The sequence below is a fragment of the Chitinophagales bacterium genome (genome assembly GCA_020636495.1).
In the GTDB taxonomy this organism is placed as follows: Bacteria; Bacteroidota; Bacteroidia; order Chitinophagales; family Chitinophagaceae; genus UBA5543.
The window spans coordinates 2,964,273-2,975,727 of sequence record JACJXQ010000008.1; the positions used below are offsets into that span (position 1 = coordinate 2,964,273).

At 42.1% G+C, this 11,455-nt stretch carries 8 protein-coding genes; 1 reads left to right on the forward strand and 7 read right to left on the reverse strand.

Annotated elements, in window-relative coordinates; genetic code table 11:
* Positions 1–12: 12 nt before the first annotated feature.
* The 4 genes from H6550_13235 to H6550_13250 form a co-directional block, all read right to left on the reverse strand.
* Positions 13–1,605, reverse strand: a complete 1,593-nt coding sequence (locus H6550_13235; GenBank protein MCB9047091.1) for a Na/Pi cotransporter family protein — start codon at positions 1,603–1,605, stop codon at positions 13–15.
* A 79-nt stretch (positions 1,606–1,684) separates the two neighbouring features.
* The gene (locus tag H6550_13240; GenBank protein ID MCB9047092.1) at positions 1,685–2,368 is read right to left on the reverse strand and encodes a hypothetical protein; all 684 of its coding nucleotides are present in this window, start codon (positions 2,366–2,368) and stop codon (positions 1,685–1,687) included.
* A gap of 107 nt (positions 2,369–2,475) precedes the next feature.
* Positions 2,476–3,738, reverse strand: a complete 1,263-nt coding sequence (locus tag H6550_13245; protein ID MCB9047093.1) for an aminotransferase class V-fold PLP-dependent enzyme — start codon at positions 3,736–3,738, stop codon at positions 2,476–2,478.
* A 100-nt stretch (positions 3,739–3,838) separates the two neighbouring features.
* On the reverse strand, positions 3,839–5,272 hold the full coding sequence (locus tag H6550_13250; protein MCB9047094.1) for a hypothetical protein: 1,434 nt from the start codon (positions 5,270–5,272) through the stop codon (positions 3,839–3,841).
* Positions 5,273–5,436: 164 nt separating this feature from the next.
* On the opposite strand from H6550_13250, the gene H6550_13255 reads away from it, so the two are divergent.
* Complete coding sequence (locus H6550_13255) at positions 5,437–6,405, forward strand: nucleoside hydrolase (protein ID MCB9047095.1); 969 nt, start codon at positions 5,437–5,439, stop codon at positions 6,403–6,405.
* A 55-nt stretch (positions 6,406–6,460) separates the two neighbouring features.
* On the opposite strand, the gene H6550_13260 is transcribed toward H6550_13255, so the two are convergent.
* The 3 genes from H6550_13260 to H6550_13270 all read right to left on the reverse strand — a co-directional run bounded on the left by H6550_13260 (position 6,461) and on the right by H6550_13270 (position 11,395).
* Positions 6,461–7,450 carry a T9SS type A sorting domain-containing protein gene (locus H6550_13260; GenBank protein MCB9047096.1) on the reverse strand — a complete coding sequence of 330 codons (990 nt, stop codon included), beginning with the start codon at positions 7,448–7,450 and terminating at the stop codon, positions 6,461–6,463.
* 153 nt (positions 7,451–7,603) lie between these two features.
* Positions 7,604–9,412, reverse strand: coding sequence for a PKD domain-containing protein (locus H6550_13265; GenBank protein MCB9047097.1), 1,809 nt, complete (start codon positions 9,410–9,412; stop codon positions 7,604–7,606).
* A gap of 138 nt (positions 9,413–9,550) precedes the next feature.
* Positions 9,551–11,395, reverse strand: coding sequence for a T9SS type A sorting domain-containing protein (locus tag H6550_13270; GenBank protein MCB9047098.1), 1,845 nt, complete (start codon positions 11,393–11,395; stop codon positions 9,551–9,553).
* Between the last annotated feature and the right edge of the window lie 60 nt (positions 11,396–11,455).

Sequence of the window (11,455 nt, forward strand, 5' to 3'; positions counted from 1 at the left end):
TGCGCAACTGTTTTACACACTTGCCACCAAGTGAGCTACCGCCTTTAGCAGGTATTCGTCAGAGTTGTTGATTTCGCGCACCATGTTGAGCAGGCCGGGCAGTGCAATATCAGTATCGGCTACCAGCTTGTCGAGCCTAATGATGCTTTCACTGACACTCACATGCGACTCTCGAATTATCGCTTCAAGATTATTGATATCATCAGATGTAGTCAGTTCTATATTATTTAAAACAAGCTCTACTTCATTGTAATATCGCCGCTGACGTTCCATTATTTCTTTAGAAAAAGCATATAGGTGGTCATTGGCAGACTGCTCCAACTCAGCCAGGTTATGCCTGATATCTTTTGTGTCTTTTACAGATAAAGTAGTATCGCGGATGGCTCTTATCAGCTTATCTGTTATTGCGACTTCCTTTTCATTCAGATCATTCTGCATTAATTTCAGATAGAACTTCGTTATGTCTGCTTCATATTTTTTCAGATCGAAGTAAGAAGCTACTGTGTGGCTATTCTTTCCATTGCTGATACCGTAAAATGCCTTATTAACAGCTATACCATTTCTTGCAAAAGTGATCGCCTCTTTTTTCAATGCTTCTATAGCTGCATGACTTTCTTTCGGGTTTACCCTGGCAACCAATGTAGCCATACTCTCCCTTTTGTTGCCAATAAGCCTGTCAATTGCTTTTGTAAACAAGCTAATGAATGGCAGCATGACCACAATGGCAGTAGTATTGAACAATGTATGAAAGGACACCAGGGCAATAAGCGGATCATGAATACCCAAAATATCTACAAGCAGGTGCCTGAATACATTAATAAGGGATAATGCAACGATAGCGGTAATGATATTAATATATACCTGCGACCAGCCAACTTTCTTTTTGATAGCATTGCCGTTTATCGTTCCTAACACCGCCGTAATAGTGGTACCAAGATCGGCACCGATGGCCAGGAACATGCCTTGCTGCAAAGTAATGATGCCCGCCGCAAGAGAAGACAGGAAGATCATCATGGCAGCAGAGCTGGATTGAATAGCAGCAGTAAGCACCACGCCGGCTACAACAAACCAGCCGAACATCAAATGATCCATAAAGCCGAAATCAAAATGCTGAGCAAAAGCAGTAAAACCTGACTTCATAAAATCCAGCCCGAGGAACATAAGACTGAACCCCATAAGAAATTTGCTGAACTGGGCGAGTTTTTCCGTTTTTAGGAAGCTAATGCCCAGGCCGCCAACGGCAATGAAAGGAAGTATCAACTCTTTGATATCGACCTTGAAACCAAGAAGCGATATCAACCACCCGGTTATAGTAGTACCGATATTGGCACCAAACACCATACCGATACCATTTTTCAAACCGATGATACCAGCCCCGGTAAACGACATGACCAGCAAAGAAACCATAGAACTACTCTGTAGCACGGCTGTAACTAATGCGCCCGACAATACGGCCTTAACCGCATTACCGGTATGCTTGCTGAGGAACTTTTTAAATGCCCGCCCTGACAAAGCCTTTAGCGCCTCTTCCAACATATACATGCCAAACAGGAATAAACCCAATCCCGCCAGTAAAGGCCATACTTCTATTTCGGAGTAATTCATCTTACAGCTATAAAGCTATAAAATCCATTTCGATCTTGACATGACGAATGTTACCATCTCATAACCTGCGTAACCGGCATTATTCTGTTTTCCTGTAAAAATCTCCACCGCCACTAATGCGCATATGATTGTTCGAATAAAACTTCACAGTTCGGTAAGAATACAGGTTCAACGACTTACTGGACAGGAAATTCAACATACAATCGTCACTGTAGTAATCTTTCCAAAGCACATCTCCTGCTTTATATTTGTTAGTATTATTATCCTGGACGTATGTGATCGTACCTACACCATTTTCACATTTTACGATCATTCCATTTGTTCCCTTACCAGTATAAGTTTCGTTTTGCAGAATCCAGGTACCATACATCGTTGTCAGGCATATAATACCTGTTGTATCAATATTATGCTCGGTCAATTCGTAATTAGTACATTGCCCTTCCAGAAATTCAATATCTTTTGTCCATTCAATACCTGTCTCACTAACAGCTCTTAGTTTGTGTGTACCAGGTGCCTGCTCAACAGTAAGACTTAGCCCGGCATCGCAGGTAATAGGTGCGTCAGGGTAATATTTTGTTATCTGTCCCATTTTTGTGCTGTCTATGTATACATCTATCTTACCTGCTCCGAGGTTAGAGCGCGTATAAAAAACAACTGCACCTGATGGTGTATCATCTGTAACAACACTGGTGGGTGTTTTAGAGCATTGCATCAGAAGAATGCAACTAAAAAGAAGCGTCGTAAACAACAAGATTTTTTTCATAGGGCAGTTATTGAATCATAAGAATTGAGCTCGCAACATATATACAACACAATAATAACAAATATATTGTAATGCTATTGTCATATCAGGATGACGAAGCATAACCATTAAACTGCCATTGCTTTGATAGCTTCTACCAGAACATCCAACTCATCTTTTGTTGTAAAAATATTGGGTGTGATACGACAACCGTGCACACCTGCATTGTTTATTGCTACTGTATATATCTTATAGTCATCAAACAAGCGCTTAGCCATATCAGCGGGCGAAATAGCTTTTATACCTACGTTGGCAATAGCACATGCGCGCTTAGGGTCTGCAGGCGTGTGCAATATTACATTGGGTATGTCACGCACCTGCTCTGTCCAGTAGCGTTGCAGATAACGGAGGCGAGCTTCTTTTTTCTGCGGGCCCAGGTTGTTATAAAAATCAATGGCATCTTCAATAGTAAGATCGGTAGCTACGGGATGCGTGCCTGTATGATTCAATCGCAGAATATTGTCGTCCTGGCTTTTGTCTTCTGCTAACAGCGGCCATATCTTTTTTATGTGCTCTTTCTTTACATAAAGCATGCCCGCCCCCAACGGCACACTCAGCCACTTATGCAGGCTGCAACCATAAAAGTCGGCATGCAGGTCAGGCACTTTAAAATCAAGGTGAGCAAAAGTATGGGCTCCATCTACCATCACCAGTACTCCGTGCTTATGTGCCATATCGCAGATCTTTTGCACCGGTAGTATATGTCCTGTAATATTGATCATGTGGCAAATCATCAGCAGCCTGGTCTTTTTCGTAATGGCCTTTTCGTACAAACTAACGATCTCGTCATCGTTTTCGGGATGTTGGGGTACAGACAATACTTTATTCACTACTCCATAACGCTCACTTACCTGTCGAAACATGTTTAACATTGCACCATAATCCTGTTCGGCCATAATAGCCTCATCACCACGTTTCCAATCAAGGCCTGCGATGATCATATCCAGGCTTTCCGTAGTATTCCGGGTAATGATAAGTTCTTCAGAACTACAACCTGCCAACTGCGCCAGTTTAGATGTCACACGTTTCTTGTTACCTGCCTGCATTGTACGCATGTAGAATGCGCCCAGCTTATTCACATCGCGGATATGTTGCAGGTATCGTTCCTGTATAGGCAGGGGCATAATGTTATAGTAGCCACTCTCCAGGTTGATGTATTCTTTTTTCAGGTTATACTCCCCTCGCACAGCAGTCCAGAATTCGTCGTCTTTTGCTAACTCATCAACAGGCAAATTTGCTGCCTGATCTAACATGCGCCCGAGCGCTGAAAAACTAAGAAAGCTATTCAGCCCGATGAGGGACGAGGCTTTTAAAAAATCACGCTTGTTCATCATTGCCGCTTTAAACAATTAAAGTTAATGAACAGATATGGTAAGAAGTAACAAAAAGAAAGCCCCTTTCGGGGCTTTCCTGTTTTCATGTATGAAATGATCAGCGTCTCGGGAAGGTGATCGGCTGTACTCTTCTCATAGGTTTTGATGGTTCAGTAGTTTCTTCTTCTTCAGCCATTTTAGCGGCAGGTGCTGCCTGCATCATGGCTTGTGGTTGTTTTGTAGTATATGCACTTGCAAACAGTCCGGCCTGCTCACCTTTCCAGTCATAGAAATTCTGTAGTGAGATAGCCAGTTGAAGGCTAAAGTCCATAGAATGTGCTTCCGGAGTAAACGGAGTGCCGCAAGGCAGGTTCCTGAACCACTCCATCCAGCAATCAGATCCCGGAGGGCATGCATTTTTCAGTGAATCGTTGAACAGCGGGCTCATTACCGCATACTGCGGATATTCGGCAGTAGAGTGACAACTGAAGCATGAACTCATCGGGTTATCAACAGGGCCATTCAGCCTGCTGTTCCATCCCAGGTGCGTAGGTGGCAATTCATTAGCATCAGGATTAATAATTGTCTCCTTCAGGTCAGGATTGATGATTGTTTTGGTAGGCTTAGGGTTAGATGCGTTAGTGTTGTTCTCCGGATCATCGCCCCACATAATACCCACCGGTATCAGGTTATCCCATGGATCAGGTTTATTAAGCTCTCCATTGTACATAAAGTTACCTAATACCCATCCTGTTGGCGAACGGTCGTCACGGACCATAACATCCATCTGGATAAGCACAACCGGGTGAACTGCCCTGTAAGCGGCAGGGTTGGGTTTATACATATCATTAAAGTTGCGCACCACATACCCATCCCACCATATACCATTTACAAGGTAAGGTACCTGGCTTACGGCCTGCTCTTTGGTAAGTGTTACAAACAACAATTTGAACAGTACAGCACCCTGTTTGAAAGCAACATCTTTTTTATGATCAGGAGCATAGTGGTTCTTCCAAACCTGCCCGATGGTATAACCGCCAATGTCATTATAAAAACCAACTGCAACAGCACCAGACGAGTCTGTAGACTGGTTGGGGCCTAACTGGTAAGGCTGTACCGGTGCCTCTTGTGTCAGCCCGTGTATCCCTTCTCGACCGTTATTGCCATAATGCTGCCATGGCATATGATACCATGCGCGTTTGTTGTTATATTCAACCCTGAAATCAACATCTGTATTACCTTCAAAACAATACTGTTGCACCTGTTCCAGGTATTTCCTCCAGTCTGTTTTAAAATCTGTCTGGAAGAAATCCGGCAAAGGGTCTTTGGGCATCTTGTCCGGGTAATCCTGGCTGAGTTTGAATATGGGGCCATGGTATACATCAGGAGATAGCATATACCCGAAATCAGGGAATGGGGCCTGGTCTTCAGTAAATTCAGATGAGTTTTTTTCCAGTTTGTTGTTATTCGGATTATTATCGCTCGCTGTTCTGTTACAGCTGATGATAATACCCAATGCACACACAACCGTAATCGTAATTAGCTTTTTCATGTTCTATTGTTTGTTTAAAGTTATAAGACAATAATCCGACAGGGTTTAAACAGAATATGTAAAGGTAGAATGTTGACATTTCAGAAAAAACGGGAAAAACACCCTTTTTTTTGTTGGTCAAAGACCCTACTTTACTCTTTCATCAAAAACTTACATCACGTAAAATGGAAAACAAGACCAAACGTACACCTGTGATATTTAACCACAGTGCAGCAATAGACGACTTTGTAGCAACTGCAGTGCTACTCACCATGCCTAATATAGAACTCCAGGGAATTGTTGTGACCAATGCTGATTGCATAGCTACACCGGCCATGAACACATCCTGGCGCGTATCGCAATTTTTTGGCATAGAGCATATACCCCTTACGCTCAGTGATGCGAGGGGGTGGAATTCCTTTCCATGGGAGTACAGGGCCGACTGTATCAACATGGGTACAATAGACATATTGAAACCTTTCAGCGATAACAAAAGCTGGCCACCTTACCCTTCGGGTGAGGCTATGATGACGGACCTGCTGATAAAAGCTATAGAAAAGAAAGACCCCGTAACCATATTATGTACAGGACCGGTTACTACTATTACCAACCTGGTGAGTAACAACCCGACGTTACTCGAAGGTATCAATGAAATAGTATGGATGGGAGGTGCTGTAGATGTACCCGGTAACCTTGACCCGGCTACTATACCTGCTGCAATAGCCAATAAACATGCGGAGTGGAACGCTTTCTGGGACCCATTTGCAGTTGACATCATGTTCAGGCTGTTTGAAAAGGTTCGCGTTTTCCCGCTGGACATTACGGACCAGGCAAAGATAACTCCCGAATTCAAAGCAAGGCTATTGGCGCAATCTGAATATCCCTATTCAAAATTTGTTTACCAGGCATACGACCTGGTGAAAGATCAACCTTTTTATGAAATGTGGAATACATGCGCAACAGTATTTCTATCCGGAAGAACAGATATATATGCAGAGCCTGAAACGACACCGCTTGATATAGTTTTATGGGGTTTTGAACAGGGATGGATCAGGCGAACTGATAAGCCAACCATGCACCCGCAACTTGTATACCAGAATTTCTCTAACAGCGATAACTTTTATGATTATGTGTTAGAGCAACTGAAACGATAAAAAAGGGGGACAGAATATTCTGTCCCCCTTTTTTATTATTGAAGCAAACTATCTTTTATTGTATCAGCATTTTTTGTGTGTTGCTGCCGTTTGCAGAATTGATACTCATAAAGTACATACCGCTGTTCAGAGATGATACATCCACTGTTGTATTTGCATTCATGCTTACCTGTGCAGCATATACTTTTTTACCTGTCACATCAGATATTACAACAGTAGCTACATTTTGTGTATAAGTGCCCCAGTTTATGTTCACTACATTGTGAGCCGGGTTAGGGTAAACCGACAGGTCCAGCGTTTTTCCTGATACGTTAGCAACAGACGTTGTAACCAAAGTAATGGTCTTGTTCGTGCTGGAGCGTTCGAAGATGATGCCGTTCATTGTTGTATGCGTAGCGTCTATTGTTATAGAAGCAGGAGTTGTAGCATCGCCCAGGTTTTCAGGGTATACTTTATAAGTGCCAAAAGGCAGATTATCAAAACTGTAATCGCCATTAGCATCTGTAGTAGTGAATTTTATGGGGTTGCTATTGGCATCCATCAACAGTACTGTCATATTAGGTATACCGCTTGATGTTCCTTTGTTAGCCCCCTGCGAAACATTACCACCAATAAAGCCCGGACCGTTTGTTACAGTACCGTAAGCCAGGTATATATGATTACCCATATTGATCGTACCTGTGTGTGTAATAACAGATGCGTTGCTCCACAATACAGGAGAACTCATGAATGTGGAACTGTGATATGTAGGCAGGTAACCTGTACCGCTGGTAGGGCCGTTAAGATGAGCTGCTTTTGTGCGATAGCTGCCGTTTGGCTTTGCTTTAAAATCGTACTGAGCCTGTCCCCAGCCAACTACAATCTGTGAGTCAACAGCAGAAAGGATATTTGTTTGCGAATTGAACACGATGAGCCATACCTTAAAAGTGTCATTCTGATTAGTTTTTGTAGAGTCGCCATAAACAATGCCGCCTATTGAACCTGTCTGTGCAGAAGCAGAAAAGCCTAACAAACAAACCATTGCTATTAGTAAAACGTTCTTCATAAAATTTAGATTTTTTGGTTAAAAAAATAATTATTGAGTACCCGAATACATGACGAAACACTATTACTTATTGTTAGACAAAACCCTAAAAAAATAAAAAAACCGCAAAGGTTGTGCCTTTGCGGTTCAGGATATTGCAGTATTCACAAATTATTATCTGACAATCAACTTCTGTGTAGTATTACCAAAATCTGTAGTTACATTCATGAAGTAGAAGCCTGTTTGCAGACCATCTATTTTTATCAAGGTATTCTGATTCATATTTACCTCTGTCCTGAATGCCCTTTTACCGCTTATATCTGTAATGGTAATATTCGCCTTTTCTTCGGAATATTTGCCCCATGCTATTGTCACTGCGTCTTGTGCCGGATTGGGAGACACCTTAAAGGTGAGGTTGCTTCTATTAACATCTGAAATGCCTGTCGTTAATGGCTTGATCGTCATTTTGCTTTCTGAGCGTTCAAAGTTTGCAGACTGTATAAAGGGATTGCCGGTATTAACATCCAAAACGTACGGAGTCGTAGCATAACCCATGTCTTCAGGGTAAACTTTATAAGTACCTAAAGGTAGACTATGGAACTTGTATTCACCGTTCGCATCGGTAACTGCATATGTGATTACTTTATCATTGGCATCCATCAGTAGTACGTTTACATACTGAATGCCATTAGAGGTCCCCTTGTTGGCGCCCTGTAAGACATTACCACCTATAAACCCGGGTCCACTTACCGGCACCCCCTTACGCATATAGATATCAGCCTGTACTGTACTCTGGGTGTGAACTACAACATAGGCATTACTCCACAACAGACTTGAGTCAGAGTAAGTGGGGATGCTGACAGTGCCGGTGGTAGGATTATTGGTAACAGCAGCTTTCAGGCGGTACTTACCGGCTGTTTTATTAGTGAACGCAAAGTATGTGCGCTCGTATATACTCGACATGCTCAAGGAGTCGACCGCATAAAGGTTATTTGTCGCTGAATCGAATTTTATCAACCAAATCTTATAATCTGCAGATAGAGGTGACAACAGAGTATCTCTCTGAACAAAACCGTATATACCATTGCTTGAGCCTACCTGAACATTTCGGGCTGTTGTATCTGCACATAGTACAGTATTTGTAGCTGTATCTACTACTGTTGTGATCAAGCCAACTGTATAGTTACCATTAATACTGTAGGTATGACTTATATTAGCGTTGCTCATAGAAGAACCGGTAGAACTTCCGTCACCAAAATTCCACTGGTAATACATGTGTTTGCCCCAACCCAGTGAAAGTTGTGAGTTGGCCATAAAACTTGCTGTGAGTGTACTGGTATTCACAGTTGAGGTCATCATATTGCCAAGCCCTTTACATCCATTCAGAGGATATACTGTTATGTTTCGGGTTGCGCTGCAATACCCATTGGAATAATACAATGTAACATAATACTGTCCATACTTTGTATATGTATGAGTGACCGAACTTCCTGTTCCGTAAGACCCATCTCCAAAACTCCAGTTGTATGTCACATTACTGCCACTGGGAGGAGCACTGACCGAAAAAGTAACATTCCCATTATTGGAAGTATCATTGACTGCACTTATGTACACACTACACGGATTGGTAGAATACATATTAACTGCGATCATTGTTGAATCTGCACATATTAAAGACTGGTTTGTAGAATCAACAACCGTGACCACTAATTTCACATTGTAGGTTCCTAAAGATTGGTAAGCATGGTTCACTGAGTTTGATGTTGAATAAACACCATAATTGGTGCTATTCCCGTCGCCCCAATAAATGCTGTGATGCATCTTTTGCACGCCCGACATCTGGGCATTTGTGATATCTAATTTGAGGACTTTGTTAGTGCCGCTGGAAATGTTCGTCCAGTTAACGGTATGACCGCAAGGGGTTTGAGCAAAAGCAGGCTGACATAATATCAAAGCCACCATAAATGCCAAAAGTTTTTTCATAGGTTAATTTTAAGAATGATAAATAGAATTCAGTATTACTAGAAGACATACAAAATGGGAAATTAGTTTGCTATAAGTAAAAAAACCCGTACTGCCAGCAGTACGGGTTGAGTAAGCCACAAAGACTCAGAGCTATTACTATTTAATTATCAGCTTCTGTGTATTACTACCAAAGCCGGTACTTACATTCATGAAATAGAAACCTGTCTGCAGGCCATCTACACTTATCACAGCATTCTGATTCATATTTGTTTGTGTGCTGAATACCCTTTTACCGCTTATATCTGAAATGGTAATATTCGCCATATCGTCAGTATAAACACCCCAACTGATCGTTACTACATCATGTGCAGGATTAGGATATACCTGCAACAACAGTTCTTTATTGTTCACATCAGCAATACCTGTAACCAATGGATTAATGGTCATTTTGCTATTGGAACGTTCAAAATTTACTGCCTGGTGGAAAGGCTTGGCACTTGTCACATTTACAACGTATGGTGTTGTAGCGTAGTTAAGATCTTCAGGATACACCTTGTAGCTTGCTACAGGCAGATTATGAAATTGATAATCGCCGTTGACATCGGTTACCGCGTAGGTAATAATATTGTCGTTAGCATCCATCAACAGGATATTGAGACCTTCAATACCATTTGCTGTTCCTTTATTAGCTCCCTGCAGTACGTTACCGCCGATGAATCCCGGTCCGCTTGTAACAGTACCTTTCTTCATATAAATATGCTTATACAGTGTGCTACCACCATTATGTGCAATCACATTCGCACTGCTCCACAAGAGGCTCGAATCATGATAAGTGGGTACATAACCTGTACCGGATGTCGGGCCATTCAGACGAGCCGCTTTGGTGCGATAGTTGCGTGCGCTCTTATTAGCGAATACATAATAACCAGAGCCTGCCACTACGGCAACATTCTGAGAATCAACTGCAGCCAGTATATTAGTATTTGAATCGAAAGTGATCAGCCATACTTTATAGCTATCCAACTGGCTGGTAGAATCTACCCATATATTACCGGATATGATATTAGGTACATTGATAACGATATTAACACTGTCCATTGTACTGTCAACACAATAAATATTCTGATACGTATACCCGGCAACCAGCTTAATGGTGTAAGCACCCGATGATGAATAAGTGTGTGAAGTATTATTTTTGTTCGTCCTCACTGTGCTTGAGCCATCACCCCAATAATAAGTATATACTGCTGTTATGCCTGAACCAATGTTAGGTGTACTGTTGTTAACCAGCGTAACACTGGCACCACTTGTCGTTTTAGTAAACGCCGCATTTACGCTGCTGCAGTTCAGGGTGGTTCCGAAGCCGGTAATAGAAACAGAGTCCTGCATAGAATCTACGCATGTAATATTATTGGCAGAATCATGTGCTGTGATCTTCAGCCATACAATATAGTTACCATTAGCGGTATAAGTATGCACCTGTGTTGCCTTGCTGGAAGTATAGGTAGTATTACCATCACCCCACTTTATCTCAAATTGGGTAGACAGGTTCATGCCTCCCGTAGGTGTACTGTTATTAGTAAGGCGGCCCTGTGTACCACCGGCCTGGGGAGTAACATACAAAGCTGCGTTTACGTTGTTACAATTCAACGGAGGAACGGTAACACTGATATTGGCTGTAGCTGTATCCAGGCAGCGTATATTATTTACAGAATCCAGCACATCTGAATACAACGTCACCGTATAGGTACCTGAGGCAGTGTATGAATGTTGCTGGTTAGCATTAGTGTTATATGCATAAGTAGTCACATTATCACCCCAATTAATGGTGTAGAATGTATAAATGGTGCTACTTGCGGTAGGTACGCTGCTATTGGTAAGCGTGGCAGTAGCTCCACTGGCACTCAGGCTAATTGCGGCATTTACATTGCTGCAGTTCAATTGTGCATATGTCGGTACGCTGAACACACATACTAACATAAATAGTAGGAATTTTCTCATTGTATTGATTTTTAGCATTTTCCAATATCGTTTTCTACTAACAAGACGCAACGTTGGTAC

What these genes read in the sequence shown, in the direction of transcription:
- H6550_13235 (MCB9047091.1), bottom strand. Translation starts at nt 1,605, where the DNA reads ATGAATTACTCCGAAATAGAAGTATGGCCTTTACTGGCGGGATTGGGT.
- H6550_13240 (MCB9047092.1), bottom strand. Translation starts at nt 2,368, where the DNA reads ATGAAAAAAATCTTGTTGTTTACGACGCTTCTTTTTAGTTGCATTCTT.
- H6550_13265 (MCB9047097.1), bottom strand. Translation starts at nt 9,412, where the DNA reads ATGAAAAAACTTTTGGCATTTATGGTGGCTTTGATATTATGTCAGCCT.
- H6550_13255 (MCB9047095.1), top strand. Translation starts at nt 5,437, where the DNA reads ATGGAAAACAAGACCAAACGTACACCTGTGATATTTAACCACAGTGCA.
- H6550_13250 (MCB9047094.1), bottom strand. Translation starts at nt 5,272, where the DNA reads ATGAAAAAGCTAATTACGATTACGGTTGTGTGTGCATTGGGTATTATC.
- H6550_13245 (MCB9047093.1), bottom strand. Translation starts at nt 3,738, where the DNA reads ATGAACAAGCGTGATTTTTTAAAAGCCTCGTCCCTCATCGGGCTGAAT.
- H6550_13270 (MCB9047098.1), bottom strand. Translation starts at nt 11,395, where the DNA reads ATGAGAAAATTCCTACTATTTATGTTAGTATGTGTGTTCAGCGTACCG.
- H6550_13260 (MCB9047096.1), bottom strand. Translation starts at nt 7,450, where the DNA reads ATGAAGAACGTTTTACTAATAGCAATGGTTTGTTTGTTAGGCTTTTCT.